This window comes from Pelagibius sp., from assembly GCF_965249265.1.
Classification (GTDB): Bacteria; Pseudomonadota; Alphaproteobacteria; order Kiloniellales; family Kiloniellaceae; genus Pelagibius.
The window spans coordinates 4,277,800-4,296,871 of the sequence record NZ_OZ252224.1 but is presented as its reverse complement, the minus strand read 5'-3'; the positions used below and the strand labels follow the sequence as shown (position 1 = coordinate 4,296,871).

The 19,072-nt window shown below is 61.9% G+C and carries 17 protein-coding genes; 11 read left to right on the top strand and 6 right to left on the bottom strand.

The window, feature by feature from the left end:
* The first annotated feature begins 30 nt into the window (after window positions 1-30).
* From soxB to ACP146_RS20120, 5 genes are all read left to right on the top strand, one after another.
* Window positions 31-1,719 (top strand): thiosulfohydrolase SoxB, encoded by a 1,689-nt coding sequence (gene soxB / locus ACP146_RS20140; RefSeq protein WP_422368552.1) that lies wholly within the window; start codon window positions 31-33, stop codon window positions 1,717-1,719.
* A 69-nt stretch (window positions 1,720-1,788) separates the two neighbouring features.
* Window positions 1,789-3,069 (top strand): sulfite dehydrogenase, encoded by a 1,281-nt coding sequence (gene soxC / locus ACP146_RS20135; protein ID WP_422368551.1) that lies wholly within the window; start codon window positions 1,789-1,791, stop codon window positions 3,067-3,069.
* Window positions 3,053-4,102, top strand: coding sequence for a c-type cytochrome (locus ACP146_RS20130; RefSeq protein ID WP_422368550.1), 1,050 nt, complete (start codon window positions 3,053-3,055; stop codon window positions 4,100-4,102). Before soxC ends, ACP146_RS20130 begins: the two co-directional genes overlap by 17 nt.
* Before the next feature lie 3 nt (window positions 4,103-4,105).
* The gene (locus ACP146_RS20125; RefSeq protein WP_422368549.1) at window positions 4,106-4,804 is read left to right on the top strand and encodes a c-type cytochrome; all 699 of its coding nucleotides are present in this window, start codon (window positions 4,106-4,108) and stop codon (window positions 4,802-4,804) included.
* 26 nt (window positions 4,805-4,830) lie between these two features.
* On the top strand, window positions 4,831-6,096 hold the full coding sequence (locus tag ACP146_RS20120; RefSeq protein WP_422368548.1) for an FCSD flavin-binding domain-containing protein: 1,266 nt from the start codon (window positions 4,831-4,833) through the stop codon (window positions 6,094-6,096).
* A gap of 64 nt (window positions 6,097-6,160) precedes the next feature.
* Here ACP146_RS20120 and ACP146_RS20115 read toward each other — a convergent pair whose 3' ends face one another.
* Together ACP146_RS20115 and ACP146_RS20110 are read right to left on the bottom strand one after the other, a co-directional pair.
* A complete protein-coding gene (locus ACP146_RS20115; protein WP_422368547.1) occupies window positions 6,161-7,111 on the bottom strand; it encodes an MBL fold metallo-hydrolase in 951 nt (316 codons plus the stop codon).
* A gap of 38 nt (window positions 7,112-7,149) precedes the next feature.
* Window positions 7,150-7,665, bottom strand: coding sequence for a GlcG/HbpS family heme-binding protein (locus ACP146_RS20110; protein ID WP_422368546.1), 516 nt, complete (start codon window positions 7,663-7,665; stop codon window positions 7,150-7,152).
* A 215-nt stretch (window positions 7,666-7,880) separates the two neighbouring features.
* Between ACP146_RS20110 and ACP146_RS20105 the strand changes: the two genes are divergently transcribed.
* Complete coding sequence (locus ACP146_RS20105) at window positions 7,881-8,498, top strand: thioredoxin family protein (protein WP_422368545.1); 618 nt, start codon at window positions 7,881-7,883, stop codon at window positions 8,496-8,498.
* A 25-nt stretch (window positions 8,499-8,523) separates the two neighbouring features.
* Window positions 8,524-9,636: a YeeE/YedE family protein gene (locus ACP146_RS20100; protein ID WP_422368544.1), complete on the top strand. Its 1,113-nt coding sequence runs from the start codon at window positions 8,524-8,526 to the stop codon at window positions 9,634-9,636.
* Window positions 9,637-9,883: 247 nt separating this feature from the next.
* Here ACP146_RS20100 and ACP146_RS20095 read toward each other — a convergent pair whose 3' ends face one another.
* Genes ACP146_RS20095 through ACP146_RS20085 form a run of 3 tightly spaced genes read right to left on the bottom strand, consistent with a single transcriptional unit; the run spans window position 9,884 to window position 11,646 of the window.
* Complete coding sequence (locus ACP146_RS20095; protein WP_422368543.1) at window positions 9,884-10,318, bottom strand: hypothetical protein; 435 nt, start codon at window positions 10,316-10,318, stop codon at window positions 9,884-9,886.
* Window positions 10,319-10,351: 33 nt separating this feature from the next.
* Complete coding sequence (locus ACP146_RS20090; RefSeq protein WP_422368542.1) at window positions 10,352-10,990, bottom strand: sulfurtransferase; 639 nt, start codon at window positions 10,988-10,990, stop codon at window positions 10,352-10,354.
* Entirely contained in the window at window positions 10,987-11,646 is a 660-nt protein-coding gene (locus ACP146_RS20085; protein WP_422368541.1) for a peroxiredoxin, read from the bottom strand. Before ACP146_RS20085 ends, ACP146_RS20090 begins: the two co-directional genes overlap by 4 nt.
* 477 nt (window positions 11,647-12,123) lie before the next feature.
* Between ACP146_RS20085 and ACP146_RS20080 the strand changes: the two genes are divergently transcribed.
* From ACP146_RS20080 to arcC, 4 genes are read left to right on the top strand one after another with little or no spacing between them, the layout of a single operon-like run.
* The gene (locus ACP146_RS20080) at window positions 12,124-13,557 is read left to right on the top strand and encodes a YfcC family protein (RefSeq protein ID WP_422368540.1); all 1,434 of its coding nucleotides are present in this window, start codon (window positions 12,124-12,126) and stop codon (window positions 13,555-13,557) included.
* On the top strand, window positions 13,554-14,813 hold the full coding sequence (gene arcA / locus ACP146_RS20075; RefSeq protein WP_422368539.1) for an arginine deiminase: 1,260 nt from the start codon (window positions 13,554-13,556) through the stop codon (window positions 14,811-14,813). Before ACP146_RS20080 ends, arcA begins: the two co-directional genes overlap by 4 nt.
* 60 nt (window positions 14,814-14,873) lie before the next feature.
* Window positions 14,874-15,875 carry an ornithine carbamoyltransferase gene (argF, locus tag ACP146_RS20070; RefSeq protein ID WP_422368538.1) on the top strand — a complete coding sequence of 334 codons (1,002 nt, stop codon included), beginning with the start codon at window positions 14,874-14,876 and terminating at the stop codon, window positions 15,873-15,875.
* Between the two features lie 3 nt (window positions 15,876-15,878).
* A complete protein-coding gene (arcC, locus tag ACP146_RS20065; RefSeq protein WP_422368537.1) occupies window positions 15,879-16,835 on the top strand; it encodes a carbamate kinase in 957 nt (318 codons plus the stop codon).
* Between the two features lie 138 nt (window positions 16,836-16,973).
* Here the strand turns inward: arcC and ACP146_RS20060 are convergent, their stop codons facing one another.
* On the bottom strand, window positions 16,974-18,701 hold the full coding sequence (locus tag ACP146_RS20060; protein ID WP_422368536.1) for a helix-turn-helix domain-containing protein: 1,728 nt from the start codon (window positions 18,699-18,701) through the stop codon (window positions 16,974-16,976).
* Window positions 18,702-19,072: the final 371 nt, after the last annotated feature.

Below are 19,072 nucleotides of genomic sequence, written 5' to 3'. Positions count from 1 at the left end.
ACAGGCGCAGCCGTAGTAAGGAGAAACGGAGTGCTTTCCCGAAGAGACTTTCTGCAGGTGGCGCTTGCGACGGGTGTCTTGGCCAGAGGCATGACGGGTCGTGGGGCTTTTGCGGCGGGCGCGAACCTTACGCAATCCGACCTGCTGTCCTTCGAGCCGCTGGGAAATGTCACCCTGCTGCACGTCACCGATATGCATGCGCAACTGGTGCCGCTCTATTTTCGGGAACCGACCATCAACATCGGCGTGGGCGAGGCCAGCGGCCTGCCGCCGCATGTCACCGGCAAGGCGTTTCTGGAGAAGTATGGCCTTGAGGCCGGAAGCGCCGAGGCCTATGCCCTGAGCGATCAGGGCTTTGAAACCCTGGCGCGCGACTACGGCCGTGTCGGCGGTGCCGACCGCCTGGCGACGCTGCTCAATGCCGTCCGTGCGGAGCGGCCCGACAACACGCTTTTTCTCGACGGCGGGGACACCTGGCAAGGCTCTTACACCTCCTATCAGACCCAGGGCGCGGACATGGTCCGCGTGATGAACGCGCTGGGCACCGATGCCATGACCGCGCATTGGGAGTTCACCTACGGAACCGAGCGGGTGAACGAGCTGCTGGAGCAGCTTGCCTTCCCCTTTCTCGCCCAGAATGTCCGTGACACGGACTGGGAAGAGCCGGTCTTCGACGGGGTCGCCTACTTCGAACGCGGCGGCGTCAAGGTCGCCGTCATCGGCCAGGCCTTTCCCTATACGCCGGTGGCCAATCCCCGTTACAAGATTCCCACCTGGTCATTCGGTATCAGGGAGGAGGCCGTTCAGGCACAGGTTGACGCGGCGCGCTCGGCCGGTGCGGAACTGGTCGTCCTGCTGTCGCACAACGGTTTCGATGTCGACCGCAAACTGGCCTCCCGGGTGCAGGGCATCGATGTCGTTCTCACCGGCCACACACACGATGCCCTGCCGGATGTCGTCCAGGTCGACAAGACGCTGCTGGTCGCCAGCGGTTCCCACGGCAAGTTCCTTTCGCGCCTGGATCTCGACGTCCGTGACGGTGAAGTGAAGGGCTACCGCTACAAGCTGATGCCCGTTTTCTCTGATGTGATCGCGCCCGACCCGGAGGTCTCGGCGCTGATTGAGGAGATCCGGCAACCGCACAAGGCTGAGCTGGAGCGCGTCCTGGGAACGACCGAGACGATGCTCTACCGTCGCGGCAACTTCAACGGCACCTTCGACGACCTGATCTGCCAGGCGCTGCTGGAGGAGCGGGATGCGGAGATCTCGTTGTCGCCCGGTTTCCGCTGGGGGGCGTCCCTGCTGCCGGGTCAGGACATCACCGTTGAGGACGTCCACAACCTGACATCCATAACCTATCCGGCGGCCTATCGCACGGAGATGACCGGTGCCTTCCTGAAGACCGTGCTGGAGGACGTCGCGGACAATCTCTTCAATCCGGATCCCTACTATCAACAGGGCGGCGACATGGTCCGGGTCGGCGGTCTCGGTTACACCATCGATCCCACCGAAGTGATCGGCAAGCGGGTCACCGGCATGACTTTCCTCGCCAGCGGCGAGCCGATCGAAGCGGACAAGAGTTACACCGTAGCCGGCTGGGCAAGCGTCAACGAAGGGACGGAAGGACCGCCGATCTGGGATGTCGTGGAGGGTTATCTCCAGCGCAAGGGAAGCGTGAACATCACGCCCAATGACTCGGTCAAGGTGGCTGGACTCTAACGGCGAGGCTTGGCGTTGGGCTTGGGCTCCAACACTTTCAGAGCATGTGCAGAAGTGAGGTCGAGTGAGATGAAAGACCAGAATGTTCGACCGGGAACGACCCGCCGCAACTTTCTGAAGACGTCACTGTTGGCCGGAGGCGCTGCGGCGGCTTCGGGTTCGGTCTCCACTGCCGCCCGGGCGGCCGGCGACCCGGCGATCCTCGAGGTTCAGCCCTGGGCGCAGGCTCTGGGCGATGGGGTTGACGCGCGACCCTATGGTTATCCTTCACCCTTTGAAGAGCATGTCCGGCGCCGCAACGTGGATTGGCTGACCGCCGATCCGGTGAGTTCGGTCAACTTCACGCCTCTGCATGAGCTTGACGGGATCATCACGCCGAACGGGCTTTGTTTCGAGCGGCATCATGCCGGTATCGCCGAGGTCGATCCGTCGCAGTACCGCCTGATGATCAACGGCCTTGTGGAGAAACCGCTGATCTTCACCGTCGAGGATCTCAAGCGCTTCCCGCGCGAGAATCATCTCTATTTTCTGGAGTGCGCCGCCAATTCCGGCATGGAATGGCGCGGGGCCCAGCTCAACGGCTGTCAGTTCACCCACGGCATGGTGCACAACGTAATGTACACCGGCGTGAAGCTGCGCCACCTGCTGGAGCGGGCGGGTGTGAAGACCAACGGCAAGTGGCTGCTTGCCGAGGGCGCCGATGCCTCGGCCATGACCCGTTCGATCCCCATGCATAAAGCGCTCGACGACTGCCTTGTTGCCTTCAAGATGAACGGCGAGGCGCTGCGGCCGGAGCAAGGCTACCCGGTCCGGCTCGTCGTGCCCGGCTGGGAAGGCAACATGTGGGTCAAATGGCTGCGCCGGCTGGAGGTGGGTGATCAGCCGTGGCATCACCGCGAGGAGACGTCGAAATACACGGACCTGCTGGCCGATGGCCGGGCGCGGCGTTTCACCTGGGTGATGGACGCGAAGTCGGTCATCACCAATCCCAGCCCCCAGGCCCCCATCACCCACGGCCGCGGTCACACGGTAATCAGCGGGCTGGCTTGGTCCGGCAGGGGCACCATTCCCCGTGTCGACGTCACCCTGGACGGCGGCAAGAACTGGTATCCGGCCCGCGTCGACGGGCCGAGCCTGCCGATGTCGCTGCATCGCTTCTACTTTGACTTTGACTGGAACGGACAACCGCTGCTGTTGCAGAGCCGGGCGCACGATTCGACCGGTTACATCCAGCCCACCAAGGACGAACTGCGCAAGGTGCGCGGCGAGAACTCGATCTATCACAACAACGGCATTCAGACTTGGCATGTGAACGACAAGGGGGTCGCTGAGAATGTTGAGGTTTCCTGATCTCCTTCTTGTCTTTGCCGCTGTCGTGTCGCTCGGCCAAACCGCCTCGGCCCAGCCCTTCGATCTCGGCCGGGAGGCTACGCCCGAGGAGATTGCGGCCTGGGACATCGATGTTCGCCCCGACGGGCTTGGGCTGCCGGAGGGCGCCGGCTCAGTGACTGCGGGTGAAGAGGTTTTCGTCGAGAAGTGCGCGGTCTGCCACGGGGACTTCGGCGAGGGCGTCGACCGCTGGCCGGTTCTGGCCGGCGGTCAGGATTCGCTGGCCAGCGAACGCCCGGTGAAGACCATCGGCTCCTACTGGCCCTATCTCTCGACGGTCTGGGACTACGTGCACCGCGCCATGCCCTTCGGCGATGCCCAGTCGCTGAGCGCCGACGAAGTCTACGCCATTACCGCCTACCTGCTTTACATGAACGACGTGGTCGATGATGAGGACTTCGTCCTGTCGAAAGGGAACTTCGCGGAGACCCGATTGCCCAACGAAGACGGTTTCTTCATGGACGATCGCCAGGAGAGCCCGGTCTTCACCAGAACCGAAGTCTGCATGACCGACTGCAAGGAAACCGTTGAGATCACCATGCGCGCCCGCGTTCTCGACGTAACGCCGGACGAGGCGGCGGGTGACTCCGCCGACGAGACAAGGGATCAGGGCGTCGCGGCGCCGGAGAGCACGGCCCTTGCCGCTGTGCCCGAACCGGCGGCAGCGCTTGACCCCGGCCTGGTCGCAGAGGGCGAGAAGCTCTTCCGTAAGTGCAAGGCCTGCCACCAGGTCGGCGAGGGTGCAAAGAACCGGGTCGGGCCGGTTCTGACCGGCATTATCGGCCAACCGGCGGGCGCCGTGGAGGGTTTCAAATACTCAAAGCCGATGGCCCAGGCCGGCGAGGGCGGCCTGATCTGGGACCACGAGTCCCTTGGCGCCTTTCTTGCCAACCCCAAGGGCTATATGCCAAAGACCAAGATGTCGTTTGCCGGATTGCGGAAGCAAGAAGAGATCGACGCCATTCTGGCCTATCTTGAAAGCACTGCGGAGTAGGTCATGCGCGCCCTGACCATCCTCGCTGTCCTTGTTTTTGCGGCTTCGAGCGATGGTGCCGTCGCGGAGACCGGCGATGCGGAGCGCGGTGCGAAGGTCTTTCGTCAGTGTGTTTCCTGTCATCAGGTGGGGGAGGCGGCAAAGAACCGCGTTGGTCCTCATCTGAACGGTGTCTTCGGCCGGCTGGCCGGGTCGGTGGCGGGGTTCCGTTACTCCGATCATATGAAGCGGGCCAGCGCCGATGGTCTGGTCTGGACCTTCGAGACACTGGATGCCTTTCTGGAGAACCCGAAGTCTCTGGTCTCCGCGACACGGATGAGTTTTCGGGGTCTGAAGAAGGCTCAGGACCGCGCCGACATTCTGGCCTATCTGCGCCGGTACTCCGACAAGCCGTCGGACATTCCCGAAAGCGAGCCGACGCTGCACCTCGGCGGCCCCGATCTCGATCCCGCCGTCCTGGCCCTGCAGGGTGACCCGGACTACGGCGAGTATCTCTCCAGCGAGTGCACCACCTGCCACCAGGCAGACGGATCAAACCAGGGAATTCCATCGATCACCAGCTGGCCGGCAGAGAACTTTGTCGTCGCCATGCATGCCTACAAACAGCAACTGAGGCCGCACCCGGTGATGCAGATGCTCGCCGGGCGGCTGTCGGACGAGGAGATCGCCGCCTTGGCAGCTTACTTCGGTGGTCTGGACTAAAAAAAGGTCAAAGGGAGGAGAGCAACATGCAAATCAAAAGAAGAACGTTCCTGGGAACCAGTCTTGTTGCCGCAGCCAGCCTGTCGGCGCCGGCGGCGCTTGGCCAGGCCAGGCCAAGGGTCGTGGTTGTCGGCGGCGGTGCCGGCGGGGCGACCGCCGCGCGCTACATCGCCAAGGACAGCAAAGGGGAGATCGATGTCGTTCTGATCGAACCGACAAGACGCTATTACACCTGCTTCTTTTCCAATCTCTATATCGGTGGCTTCCGTGAAATGAGCTCCATCGGTCATGGCTACGGCAAATTGGCGAGCGACTATGGCGTCAACGTGGTGCACGACTATGCCATCGGGGTCGACCGGGATGCCAAGACGGTGACGCTCGCCGGTGGCGGTTCGATCGGCTATGACCGCTTGGTGCTTTCGCCGGGGATCGATTTTAAGGAGGGCTCTCTGCCCGGCTGGGATCTGTCGGCCCAGAATGCGATGCCCCATGCCTACAAAGCCGGCTCTCAGACCGAGCTCTTGAAGGCCCAGATCGAAGCCATGCCCGCCGGCGGCACCTTCTGCATGGTCGCACCGCCGAATCCCTTTCGCTGTCCGCCCGGGCCCTATGAGCGTGTGTCGATGGTTGCCCACAAGCTGAAGGCGGAGAACCCGACGGCCAAGATCCTGATCGTCGATCCCAAGCCCAAGTTCTCGAAGCAGGCGCTCTTCGAGGAAGGTTGGCAGAACTACTATGGTGGCATGATCGAGTGGATCGGCCCGGACTTCGGTGGTGACGCGGTGCAGGTGCGTCCCGGTACCATGGAGGTCGTGATCGACGGTACCGTCGAGAAGGTCGATGTCTGTAACGCGATCCCCGCGATGAAAGCGGGACACATTGCCGCGCTTGCCGGTGTGACGAACGATGCAGGCTGGGCGCCCGTGGTGCCGGCCAGCATGCAAAGCCGTATGGACGAGAACGTCTATGTCCTGGGTGACGCCTGCCATCAGGGCGACATGCCGAAGTCCGGTTTCTCGGCCAACAGCCAGGCCAAGGTTTGTGCTATGTCGATACGCGGAGCGCTAACCGGGTCGAAGGTGTTTCCGGCGAAGTACTCCAACACTTGCTGGTCGCTGATCGAAACCGACGACGGCGTAAAGGTCGGGGCGACCTACAAGGCGACAGAAGAAAAAATCGCCAAGGTGGACGGCTTCATCTCCCAAACCGGCGAGGCTGCAGGCCTGCGCAAGCAGACCTACGAAGAATCGCTCGGCTGGTACGCCGGCATTACCGCCGACATGTTCGGCTAACAGTCCGATTCCCTGTCGACTTTCTCCCTGCATCGGTGAAATCCGCCGGTGCAGGGTTTTCTTTTTACTCGAACTCCATCTGTTCGTAGACCCGGCCGGCATTGCGCGTGGCCAGTTGTTCGAAGGTGTCGAGATGGGCGTAGGGCGACTGATCGACATAGTAGGCCTGCTCCAGGCTGCCGCCGTCTTCGAGCAGCTTGCCGATCATTCCGCGCAGATAGACCAGATAATCCCTGGTATAGCGTCTGACCTGGTCCATGTTTGTCGGATGGCCGTGGCCCGGGATCACGTAAGTCGCCTCAAGCGCTTCGAAGACCTCCCAGCTCTCCAGCCAGCCGGCCGTGTCGGTGTCGTCGAAGATCGGCAGCAGGCGCTCGTGAAAGGCCATGTCGCCGGAAATGACCAGGCTTTGCTCCGGCAGCCAGACCACGATGTCCCCCGGTGAGTGGGCCGGCCCGAGATTCTTCACCTCGATCCGGAAACGGCCCATTTCAATGAGTTTCTCCTCCTCGAAGGTCTGGCTGGGACCTTGCAGAACCGTATCAGCCGACTTCTCCTTGTTGTAGGTCTCCATGCGCGCCAGGATCTGTGGGCCGCGGTCCTCGAACTCCTCCGCCGCGTCGACATGCGCCAGGATGGCGACGCCTTGTTCCGCCCAATAGGCGTTGCCCAGCATGGCGTGACCCTGGCCGTTCTCGTTGATCACCAGCTTCACCGGCTGGTCTGTGATCTGTCTGATCTCGTCATGCAGCGCCTTGGCCAGCTGATAGGCCGCACCGCCGTTGACCACGACAACACCCGCGCCAGTAACGATGAAGGACAGATTGTTGTTGTGCCCCGAGTTCTCATAAGTCGGCGGGGCGGTGGCGCCGATGGCGGACCAGACGTAGGGAATCACCTCCACCGGTTTGGCATAGAGCACCGACTGTGGGTACTGATCGGGTATCTGCTCGCTGGCAACGCAGGGGAATGCCGCAGATGCGAGCAGGACCGCCAAAGCTATCTGAAGACGCACGGCTCTTTCTCCTGATGTCGGAAGTCTCGCCGCTCCGGTTAGAAGGCGATCTTGTCGTCGATTGCCGCCAGGCCCGCCTCGGCGCAAAGCTTGTCGGCAGAGCCGCTGGGGGCGCCGGAAACACCGATGGCCCCCAGCATGCTGCCGTCGCCGGCGAAGATCTGCACGCCGCCGCCCAGCGGCAGGGCCTTGGAGACATTACGGATCGCCCAGGCTTCGCCTTCTTCAGTCAATTCGGCCAGCTCCAACGTATCGGTGCGGAAACTGACTGCCGTCCAGGCCTTGCGGTAGGACGTGTCCGGCGTGTGAGGGCCGGCGAACTGATCGCGGATTGTCGCTTGCAGATTGCCGCCGCGGTCGACCACAGACACGGCAACTTGGAAGCCTTCGTCCCGGCAGTTTGCCAAGGCAGCCTGAGCCGCCTCCACCGCCACATCGGGGGCCAGTGACTTGAAGGTCACAATGGCGTCCTGCGCGGCGGCGGTGCCGGAAAGGCCCGCAGTGAAGAAAGCCGCAACAGCTAGACGACGACCTAGACTATGATAGGGGATCATGACGGTTCTCCCGATTGCGGTGGACTGACGGCGGTTGGCTTCAGCGCCTGTGGCGCCTGCCTTTGGGCGATTCTTGTTGCCAGAGAATGAGTATACATATAAATATTTGAATATAAAAATGTAAAAAACAGCGACGCTGCTTTTGGCCTTCTCCCCGGTGCTGATCACCGGCTTCGAGCGACACCCGGCAGCGGCGCTGAAGAGGGAGAGAAGCCATGGAAAGCAACCGAAGGACGGTGCTGCTTGCCGGCATGGCAGCCACCGCCAGTCTCCTTTCACCGTCAAGCCTGCGCGCTGCCGAACCCGAGGTTGGCGACAACGGGCTGCATGTCCAGGACTGGTTCATCGAGAGTTTTCTCGACCTGCAGGAAGACCTTGGCGACGCGGCTGCCAGCGGCAAACACTTTGCGGTCTTGTGGGAACAGCGCGGCTGCCCCTATTGCCGCGAGCTGCACGCTGTTAATCTGTCACGTCCGAAGATCGTTTCCTATCTGCAGGAGAACTTCGAGCTGCTCCAACTGGACCTCTGGGGCAGCCGCGCCGTCACCGATTTCGATGGCGAAGAGCTTGAGGAGCGGGCCCTGGCGCGAAAGTGGCAAATCAATTTCACCCCGACCGTCGTGTTCTTTCCGAACGACCCGCAAGCCGTTGAGGGTCGCGCAGGTCGGGCGAGCGAGGTGGCCCGTATGCCCGGCTACTTCAAGCCGTTTCATTTCGCGAGCATGTTTGAGTTTGTCCGGAGCGGCCAGTACCGGGACCAGTCGTTCCAGCGTTATCTGCAGGAGAAGCTTGCGCAGCTCAAGGCGGAAGGCAAATCAACGGATGTCTGGTGAGCGGACCCTGAAGGTGAGTTGACTTATGGACGAGATTCCCACCTCGCTGATGCTGGCCAGCGGTGGCTTGGCCGCAGGTTGCGTCGTGGGCGCCGTCGCCCGAGGCGCGCGGTTCTGTACTTTCGGGGCGATCGAGGACTGGGTCCTGGCGGAAGACAGCAGGCGGCTGCGCAGCTGGGGTCTGGCGATTGCGGTCGCCGTGTTTCTGGTCCAGCTTCTTGATGCCGCCGGCCTTGCGCGCATCGGCGAGAGCTTCTACCTCGCTGCCGACTTTGGATGGGCGGGCGCGCTGCTGGGAGGCCTGCTTTTTGGTTTCGGCATGGCCATGGTTGGGACCTGCGGCTACGGCACCCTGGTGCGCCTCGGTGGCGGCGACCTGCGGGCCGTCGTTGTCTTTCTGGTTCTCGGTCTGACGGCATACATGACCGCAAGAGGGCTCACCGGTGTCCTTCGCGAGAGCGTTATCGAACCCCTGAGCTGGAATCTGGAAGGTTTGGGAGGGCAGGGGCTGTCCCATCTCCTCGCGGCCGCTTTGGGAATCGAACGTACCTCCGCCAGCCTGGTCCTCGGCATCCTGTTGCCGGCGGCGATGTGCTGGTGGTGTTTCCGCCATGCAGGCTTTCGCCGCGCCTATCGGGACATCGTGGCCGGCGTTCTGATCGGTGCCACCGTGGCGGCGGGCTTCGCGGTGACCGGGATCCTGGGCGATGACCCCTTCGATCCTCAGCGCGTTCAGTCGTTGAGCTATGTCTTGCCGCCCGGAGAGACGATCGTCTATTTGCTGACGTTCTCCGGCGCGACCGTTACCTTCAGTGTTGGGCTGGTAGCGGGAACCATTGTCGGCGCTTTCCTCACCGCGGCGGCGAAGGGCGAACTGCGGCTGGAGGCTTTCGATGACGCGCGGGAGATGCGCCGCCATCTGCTCGGCGCTTTCCTCATGGGCTTTGGCGGCGTAACGGCGCTGGGCTGTACCGTCGGCCAGGGGATTTCCGGCATGGCCACCTTGTCGATGAGCGCACCGATCACGCTTGGTGGAATCATTCTCGGCGCGGCCTTCGGCTTGCACTATCTGGTAAGTGGCAGCATCCGTGAGGCGCTCTCTGCCTTACACTTCGCAGGACGCCAGTATCTGAACTGAGCTTGTCGTTGGTGCAGGCGGTGGGGCACCGGAAAGAAATTCCTTCATGGTCGGCCGGTGTATCTGGATGTCTATCCCGGCTCCCTGCTCTATGAAGCGGATCCAGGAGATGTTAGTCAGCATCCACGCAGGGAAGAACCGGTTTCTTATCTCATAGCCGTCAGGCAAGTGCATAACTTGGACCAAGCCGGCGCAGGCCGGGGCGTAGAAAGCATCCACGCCCAGGCTCACGATTTCCGCTGAAGATTCAGAAAGTGAACAGCTTTGTGTCTTCCGCCAGGAGCGCGGCAGCGATTGCCGGTGGTTGCGCGACTGTCACGCCCTCGATGAGGTCCGCGGGAGACTTGTTTTCATTTGGCAGGTAGAGGGCGCAGACCTGAGGTTTCACGCCCATGCCGATGAGTGTCGTGAGCATTCCCTGAGGCGTGACACCGCGCGGTTTCAGGGTTGTCTGCGCCGCGTCCTTCAGCGCCAGATCGCCCCCCGGGCCGCACAACAGCATTTCCACCCTGGCGCCTTGCTTGAGGGCTTGGATGGAAAGCACCATGGCCATGCCCTGGGTTTGCGGTTCCGGCGAGGTGACAACGACAAAGAGGTCTTGCCGGTCTTCGCTGGCTGCCGCCATATTGGCCCCGAAAGTGGTGACCACCGCCACTGTGAGAACCAGGAATAGTCGTTTCATTCAGTTTTCTCCTTTGCTTGGATGAATTTCCGCCTATTCGGCGAGATACATCTTTTCTTTGTTGAGGCCGTAGCCCCACGGCAGCCCGGCGTTCTTCCATCCGTCTTTCAGGCGCCAGTTTTTCCTGGGACCCTCTTTGACCGTGCCGCCTTCGAAGCCGTCGACAACGACATAGACCTGCTCGTATCCCTTGCCCCAAAGCGCCAAGGCAGAAGGGGCGCCCCGCGTACCGCCGGAGCGGCACATGAGGATCACCGGGACCTCCTTCGTCAGGCCCCTGGCGGCAAGCGCGCGGGCGATCAGGGGCTCGAAGTCCGGGTTCTTCTCCATCGCGAAGTTCGGCTTGGACCGGTGCCATTGGCCGCGGTTGGCGAGAAGAAACGGCACATTGACGTCGACGACATCGGTGAAGCCGGTGAACATGATTTCGATGGGGTCGCGCACGTCGACGAAGAGGACCTGATCGCCAAGCTGCGTCTTCATTTCGTAGGCACCCTGGGCGTCGAGGTAGAGATGCCAGGGGGTCTGTTTCTTCGGGTCCTGCGGTTCAGGGGCCGCCGTGGCGGGGACCGGCAGCGCCAGGGCCAAGATCAGTACCAGGATCACTGCGAGGGAGAGATTTCCCAAGTCCTGGTACAGGGACGTCCCTGGTGATGTTGTCGTTGCGGTCACGCGGCAAGGTCCTTTTTGCAGAAATACCAGTCGGTGCAGTCGTAACCCTCAGCGGCCCGCTTTTCGGCCTCTTCCGCAGTCGCGGGCGGCGGAACGATGACCTTTTCCCCGCGGCGCCAGTTTTCCGGCGTCGCGACGCCATGTGCGTCGCTGGTCTGGAGCGCGTCGAGCAGACGGAGGAACTCGTCGACCGAACGGCCGTTGCTCATGGGGTAGTAAACCATGGCGCGGAGCTTGCCCTCCGGGTCGATCAGAAAGGTCGCGCGAACCGCTGAAGTATCGCTGGCGCCCGGCTGGATCATGCCGTAGGCGGCGGCCACTTTCATCGAAAGATCCTCGATGATGGGGAAGGGAATCTCGACTCCGAACATCTCCTTGATGTTCCGGACCCAGGCGATGTGCGCGAAGGTGCTGTCGATCGACAGCCCGAGCAGGTCGCAGTTGAGGGCCTGAAACCTGTCGTGGGCCTGGGCGAAGGCTATGAACTCCGTGGTGCAGACCGGCGTGAAGTCTGCCGGATGCGAGAAGAGGACCAGCCAGCGACCCTTATAGTCGTCAAGTTTCTTTGGGCCGGCGGTGGTTTTTGCCTCGAAGTTCGGCGCTGGCTTGTTCAACTGCGGCATCACGGGCCGCACGTCTGTCTGTTCTGTTTCCATCGGTGCTGTCCTTCCGGAAATGGGGGGTAGCTGTTCTGTCCTATGCATGCGTCCGGCGGGCAAACGCAGGGCTGGACGAGCGCCAGGCTATCTGCTGGAACTCTTGATGTCGGTGACAAGATCACCGTTCTTGCATATCCCAACGATACCGTTACGCCGCTATGACTGCCGGGTTGATTGGGCTGTATTCGTCCAGTGCCGGCGCTGTCACATTGCCTCAGCGGTAAGCTGCATGACCTAGATCAAGGTTCAGTAGCTGCGTCGGTGTACACTCCGTTTTGTCCGTTGCTTCCAATACAGGACCGTTCCGCTGGTGCGTCACTTGGTGACGAAGCGGGACGCGGAGGTGGACTTTGTCCGACTTCTTGGCCGACCAATTCGATTCGAGTTTTGGTTCGGTTCAGGCGAGTCGTACGGATGTTTGAGAAAAGTGTGACCGCCGCACCGCGGTGTTTCGAACCGAAGAGGAACCCTCTGTTGGCAAGTGACTCTGCCGGCCCGGCGCCGCGCTTCAAGTTCCCGACCGCCTACACAATCCTTTTTGGATTGATTGTCGTCGTCGCTGCACTCACCTGGATCGTTCCCGCCGGGGAGTACGATCAGGCGTTCAATGAAACCTTGAACCGGGAGGTGCCGGTGCCCGGTACCTATCAGGAAGTCGAGCCAAATCCGCAGGGCCTCGGCGCCATTATTCTGGCGCCGATTGCCGGCTTCTATGATCCGGCCAGCTACGAGGCCAACGCCATCGACGTGGCGCTCTTCGTTCTGGTGCTCGGCGGTTTCATTGGCGTGGTCGCCAAGACCGGGGCCATCGATGCCGGGATCACCGGCACCATGAGGGCGCTCAAAGGCCGGGAAAAGTGGATGATTCCGATCCTGATGTCGCTCTTTGCCGCGGGTGGCACGACCTACGGCATGGCGGAGGAGACGCTGGCCTTTTACACCATCGTCATACCCATCATGATTGCCGCCGGCTATGACACCGTGACCGGCGTTGCGATCATTCTGATCGGTGCCGCCATGGGCGTGCTGGGGTCGACCGTGAATGCTTTCGCAACGGTCATCGCCGCCGACGCGGCCGGTATTCCCTTCACCGATGGGATCTTTCTGCGTCTGATCATCCTCGGCGTCGGTTGGTTGATCTGTGTTGCTTATGTCATGCGCTATGCCGAAAAGGTCCGTCGTGACCCCGCCAATTCGATTGTCGCCGACCGCCGAGAGGCCAATGAGGCGCATTTCCTGAAGGGCGGCAAAACGTCGCAAGCCATCACGTTTACGCTCCGGCGGAAAATCATCCTGTTGATCTTTGCGGGTACTTTCGGGGTCATGGTCTGGGGCGTTGCGGCCGGCGGCTGGTGGATGGCTGAAATGTCCGCGCTTTTTCTGGCGTCGGCGATCGTCGTCGGGGTCATCGACCGCCTGGGTGAGGAAGGCTTCACCACCGCTTTTGTGGAGGGCGCCAAAGAGCTGCTTGGCGTTGCCCTGATCATTGGTGTCGCCCGCGGTATCGTTGTCGTGATGGACGCCGGCCATCTTACCGATACCATCCTCTTCCACGCCGCCCAGGCCATGGACGGCCTGTCGCCCATTGCCTTCATCAACACCATGTACTGGCTTGAGGTGGCACTGTCGTTCTTCGTGCCCTCGTCATCCGGCCTTGCGGTTTTGACCATGCCGATCATGGCGCCGCTGGCCGACTTCGCGGGGGTCGGCCGCGATCTCGTGGTCACTGCCTACCAGTCGGCCAACGGCCTGGTGAACTTCTTCAACCCGACTTTCGCGGTGGTCATGGGTGCCCTGGCCATCGGCCGCATACCCTATGAACGCTGGCTGCGCTTCGTATTGCCGCTCTGTGGGATTCTCACGATCATGATCATGATCACGCTCAGCCTTGGAGTTGCCGTCGGATGAAAGATGAAAACTTGCATCGGGATACCGGCGTGATCGCTGGCTATGGCGTTCATTCGGAAGTGGGGAAACTGCGCAAAGTCCTGGTTTGTCAGCCGGGCAGGGCTCACGAGCGCCTGACCCCTGAGAATTGCCGGGATCTGCTCTTTGATGATGTCTTCTGGGTCCAGCAGGCCAAGACCGATCACTACGACTTCCGCTCCAAGATGGCGGAGCGCGGTGTCGAGGTCCTTGAGATGCATGAGCTGCTGGCGGCGACCATGGTCATCCCCGAGGCACGCGCCTGGGTTCTTGATCGCAAGATCACGGAGAATCAGGTCGGGGTCGGCCTTTGTGCCGACCTGCGCGGCTGGCTGGGCGAGGTGCCGGCCAAGGATTTGGCAGACTATCTGATCGGCGGCATCGCCGCCGGCGAGCTGCCGTTCGATCCGAAGGGCATGTTCGGCCGCTACCTTGGCCCGGATGGCTTCGTGTTGCCGCCGCTGCCGAACACCATCTTTACGCGGGATACGACCTGCTGGATCTACGGCGGCGTCACGCTTAACCCGATGTTCTGGCCGGCCCGGCGGCAGGAAACGCTGCTGACGACGGCGATCTACAGATTCCATCCTGCGTTCCGGGAAACGGCGTTGAACGTCTGGTGGGGCGATCCCGATGTCGATCATGGGCTGGCGACACTTGAAGGCGGGGACGTCATGCCGCTCGGCAACGGTGCCGTTCTCATCGGCATGGGAGAGCGCACGACGCCCCAGGCCGTCGGTCAGGTTGCACGGTCGCTGTTCAACCATGGCGCCGCGCAACGGGTTGTCGCCTGCCAGATGCCGCGATCCCGTGCGGCAATGCATCTGGACACCGTCTTCTCGCTCTGCGACCGCGATCTGGCGACCGCCTACAAGGCGGTCTGCGACGAGGTTGTCTGTTACAGCCTGAGGCCGGGCGACAAGGAAGGCGAGATCGACTTCCGCCGGGAGAAGAAGCACCTTTTCACCGTCGCCGCAGACTGTCTGGGCATCGATGAGCTTCGGGTTATCTTCACCGGCGGCGATGCCTATGAGCGTGAGCGTGAACAGTGGGATGACGGCAACAACGTCGTCGCCCTGGAACCCGGTGTGGTCATCGCCTACGCCCGCAACACCTATACCAATACGCAGCTGCGCAAGGCCGGTGTCGAGGTCATTACGATCCGTGGGTCGGAGCTCGGCCGTGGCCGCGGCGGCGGCCACTGTATGACCTGCCCGCTGCTGCGCGATCCGGCCTGAAACGATGGTTCGACCTTCTCAATGGGAAGGGCATTTTGGTTTGCTTCATGGAGAGAGCCCATGCCGATCAATCTGAGGGGGCGGAGTTTTCTCACTCTGCTCGACTTTACGCCGGATGAGATCCGCTATCTGCTCCGCCTGGCCGCGGACCTGAAGGCTGCGAAGGCCGCCGGTTACGAACAGCGCCGTCTGGCCGGCAAGAACATCGCCCTCATTTTCGAGAAGGCGTCGACACGCACCCGGACCGGTTTCGAAGTGGCGGCTTACGATCAAGGGGCCCAGGTGACCTATCTCGGTCCCAGCGGCAGCCATATCGGTCACAAGGAGACCATGAAGGACACCGCCCGTGTACTGGGCCGCATCTATGATGGCATCGAATACCGCGGCTTTGGCCAGGACATCGCCGAAGACCTGGCCAACTTCGCCGGTGTCCCGGTTTGGAACGGCCTTACCGACAGCTTCCACCCGACCCAGATTCTCGCCGATTTTCTGACGATGCGGGAGTTCACGCACAAGCATCTCTCCGATGTCAGTTTCTGTTTCCTGGGCGATGCCGGCAGCAACATGGGCGATTCTTTGATGATCGGCGCCGCCAAGCTGGGCATGGATATCCGGATGGCCGCGCCGAAGAAGCTGTGGCCGAACAGCGATCTGGTTGAGCGGTGCAACGCCCTGGCGGAGACGACCAAAGCGCAGGTAACGCTGACCGAAGATGTCGAAGAGGCCGTCAGCGGCTGCGATTACATCTATACGGATGTCTGGCTGTCGATGGGCGAGCCGGCGGACCTCTGGCGTCAGCGGATCGACCTTCTTAGGCCCTATCAGGTCACCCGGGACGTGATGGAGATGACCGGCAATCGTCACGCCAAGTTCATGCACTGCCTGCCGGCCTTCCACAATGCGGAGACCGTCGTGGGTGAAGAGATCCGGGAGGAATACGGCCTCGATGCCATGGAAGTCACCGAGGAGGTTTTCGAGTCGGAGCGCTCCATCGTTTTCGATCAGGCGGAGAACCGCATGCACACCATCAAGGCCGTTCTGGTCGCAACGATAGGGGCCTGAGCCTTGCGCATCGTCATCGCTCTTGGTGGCAACGCGCTGTTGCGGCGCGGCCAGGCTCTGACCGCCGAGAACCAGCGCGTGAACGTCCGCGCAGCGGCCGCGGCCATGGCGCCGCTGGCCCGCGAGCACGCGCTTGTCATCTCTCACGGCAACGGCCCGCAGGTCGGGTTGCTTGCTTTGCAGGGGGCGGCCTACAAGCCGGACGAGGCTTACCCGCTGGACGTCCTCGGCGCACAGACCGAGGGCATGATCGGCTACATGATCGAGCAGGAGATGGCCAATCTGCTGCCCGATGAGATGTCCTTTGCAACCCTGCTGACGATGATCGAAGTGGACCCTGAAGACCCTGCCTTCGACAATCCGACCAAGTTCATCGGTCCTGTCTACGAAGCCCCAGAGGCGCGCCGGCTCGCCGAGGAAAAAAACTGGTCAATCAAGCAGGACGGCGATAGCTGGCGGCGTGTCGTTGCCTCACCGCAGCCCAAGCGGATCTTCGATATCCGGCCGATCCGCTGGCTGCTGGAGCAGCGCGCCATCGTCATCTGCGCCGGCGGCGGCGGGATTCCGACGGTCTACGATGCGGATCGCAAGCTGACCGGCACCGAGGCGGTCATCGATAAAGACCTCGCCAGCGAACTGCTGGCCCGCGAGCTCGAGGCCGATCTCTTCGTTATGGCAACCGATGTGGACGCCGTCTACGTCGACTGGGGCGAGCCGCAGGCCCGGGCGATCAGACGGGCGACGCCCAAGGCGATGCAGGCCTACACCTTTCCCGCCGGCTCCATGGGGCCGAAAGTCGAGGCCGCCTGCCGCTTCGCCGAGCGCACAGGAAAGATCGCGGCGATCGGGGCTCTGGCCGATCTGGCGCAGATCATTCAAGGAACTGCGGGAACGACGGTGATGCAAGAAGCTGGCGAACTCGCCTGGCACCAGCGTCCAGGCGGCTCAGGAACAGGCTGATCCGGTAAAGCAGTGGCCGGAGACGGCGCGCGGGCCGGGAGAGAGGGCGGTCAACTGCAGCCCCGGGCTATCCCTGGGTGAGGCCGAACAGTTCCGGGCAGATGGGCTGTGCCGCCGGCACCGGCCCTGCCGGCTTCGCTATTCGGCCACCTTCAGGGATCTGAACGACTCACTCGGCGCCTCGCCGAATTCCTGCCGGTAAAGCTTGGCAAAGTGGCCGGAGTTGGAGAAGCCCGCGGCGTGGGCAATCTCGGCCACGGTGCTGTGCTGGCGCAGCAAAATCAGGTCCCGGGCAAAGTTCAGGCGAACCGACCGGATAAAGGCGGCCGGTGTCAGGTCACAGGCTCCCTTCAGACGCCGGCCAAGGGTTTTTTCGCTGGTGCCCAAGGCGCCTGCCAGTTCCCTGGCGCCAAAGCCCGGCTCGTCGAGGCGCTCGAGGATGCATTCCGTGGCGGCCTCCACGAAGCGTTGATCGGCGGGCGGTAGCAGTTTCTTCTGAGGACTCCCGATCAGGCTTGCTTCAAGCGCTTCAATCCTGGCGCCGGTGGACTTCAGGGTTTCGGCGTGGCGCTGCTCGGCGGTAGCCACGTCGCGCCGAAGGGCCTTTACTTCTCTGACAGCGGCCTGCCGCTGGGTCTTGACGGCCTTTGTCATGGAGGAGATGGCGACCATCATGAACGCCGTTTCGCCCATAACAGCGAGATAATATCCCCAGGTGAGCGGTCGCATGACAACGAGGTCGTAGGCGAAGGCCGCTTGTGTGATCTCGGTTGGAGACACAAAGGCGTAGACGGCCGTGGACAGCCCCGCCGTCAGGGCGAGCAGGGATCCGAAGACGAACTTTGCTTGCGGCAGTCCGTCAAAGATCCTCTTGAAGGCCACGCCGAGAAGGACCAGGGGGCAGGCGAAGAAGGCGAGATGCAAGGGCATGGAGAGGCCCCAGGGGTCGACAACCGCAAGCCCCGTGGTGACGACGGCAATGCCCGAGAGGGCCAGGAACAGCCATCTCAGCCTGGGGGTGCCCGTGTCGATCCGCAACAGTACCCGGCAATACTGGATGTTGGCGAAGACGCCGAGCCCGGCCATGAACTCGCGAAACGGTGACATCACGGTCACCGGCAGCGTGACGCCGGCAAAGTTACTGAGCCATCCGTCATAGATGAACGAAAAAACGAAGAAGCAGACCATGTAGAGCGCGTAGTATTGATAGAAGCGCACATCGACATGGCGGAACAGGATCAGGCTGATGAAGGCGATCGCGGCCACGTAACCCAGGAAAACCGCGGTCATGACAAGGCTCAATGTCGCCCAACCCGAGAACAGGTCCGGCGCCATGATGACGGGGGTTATGGTGGGGGCGAAGGTACCCCGAATGCGCAGGTAAAAGGTTTTCTCTTCGCCTGGCCCGACATTCAGGGGAAAGCCGGTCTTGACCTCATTGTTCACCCTTTCCGGGACCGGGATCGTGCGGCCGTTTTGCGATACGGCGATCAATCCCTCCGGCTGCTGTTCGAACAGCACCACCTCATCGAAGATGTATTCCAAAAAGGCGACGAACCACTGCTTATCATCAGCGTGGTCATTGACGACGCTGAAGCGGAACCAGAGAGTCTGATCGGGAAGCGGGGCCCGGAAAGAGAGGGCGCAGCGTCCGGCTTCGAATGCCTGTGCCGCAATGGCGGCCGGCTCGATCTTACCTGTGGGATCGAGAAAGAAGTCGGCCCATAGCGGCCTCAACTTGTCATCGGCCCGTTCCGACAGGCTGTTGGCCATCGACGTTCCGTCGCCGAGAATCGTGCAGGCCTCGGCGCTCCCCCGCGCCGTATCGGCACGTGCCGGCTCGGTCGGAAGAAAGAGCGCTGCCAAGAAAAACAGCCACCGTGTAGCGCGCAAATTTACCATCGTGATTCGAGTCTAACTGAAGGTTGATGGATCGTAACCTCACATCTCTGTATGGGCTAAAGACTCATTTCGGACAAAGGTGCCTGTAGATCGGTCAAACTCCAAATTTCCCATTCAAATCAATTACTAAACCTGCTTCTACTCACAGGTGCGGCATCGCTGGCGTGGGCAGAATTTCAGCGGGCTGGCGAGGATGTACAGGAACACAGGCGTCTGAAACTCCCTGCGCGCAAGGGGGCTCGGGCTCCGGATGTTTGGGAACATCTAAGAACTCAGGTGATTAAGAAATCACGCATGTAACGGATATGAAAAGCGGCCTCCAACGTCCGGTTTTC

Excerpts from the sequence above, each read along its gene's own strand:
- soxC (WP_422368551.1), top strand. The coding sequence starts at position 1,789 with ATGAAAGACCAGAATGTTCGACCGGGAACGACCCGCCGCAACTTTCTG.
- ACP146_RS20120 (WP_422368548.1), top strand. The coding sequence starts at position 4,831 with ATGCAAATCAAAAGAAGAACGTTCCTGGGAACCAGTCTTGTTGCCGCA.
- argF (WP_422368538.1), top strand. The coding sequence starts at position 14,874 with ATGCCGATCAATCTGAGGGGGCGGAGTTTTCTCACTCTGCTCGACTTT.
- arcA (WP_422368539.1), top strand. The coding sequence starts at position 13,554 with ATGAAAGATGAAAACTTGCATCGGGATACCGGCGTGATCGCTGGCTAT.
- ACP146_RS20105 (WP_422368545.1), top strand. The coding sequence starts at position 7,881 with ATGGAAAGCAACCGAAGGACGGTGCTGCTTGCCGGCATGGCAGCCACC.
- ACP146_RS20125 (WP_422368549.1), top strand. The coding sequence starts at position 4,106 with ATGCGCGCCCTGACCATCCTCGCTGTCCTTGTTTTTGCGGCTTCGAGC.
- ACP146_RS20110 (WP_422368546.1), bottom strand. The coding sequence starts at position 7,665 with ATGATCCCCTATCATAGTCTAGGTCGTCGTCTAGCTGTTGCGGCTTTC.
- ACP146_RS20085 (WP_422368541.1), bottom strand. The coding sequence starts at position 11,646 with ATGGAAACAGAACAGACAGACGTGCGGCCCGTGATGCCGCAGTTGAAC.
- ACP146_RS20130 (WP_422368550.1), top strand. The coding sequence starts at position 3,053 with ATGTTGAGGTTTCCTGATCTCCTTCTTGTCTTTGCCGCTGTCGTGTCG.
- ACP146_RS20100 (WP_422368544.1), top strand. The coding sequence starts at position 8,524 with ATGGACGAGATTCCCACCTCGCTGATGCTGGCCAGCGGTGGCTTGGCC.
- ACP146_RS20095 (WP_422368543.1), bottom strand. The coding sequence starts at position 10,318 with ATGAAACGACTATTCCTGGTTCTCACAGTGGCGGTGGTCACCACTTTC.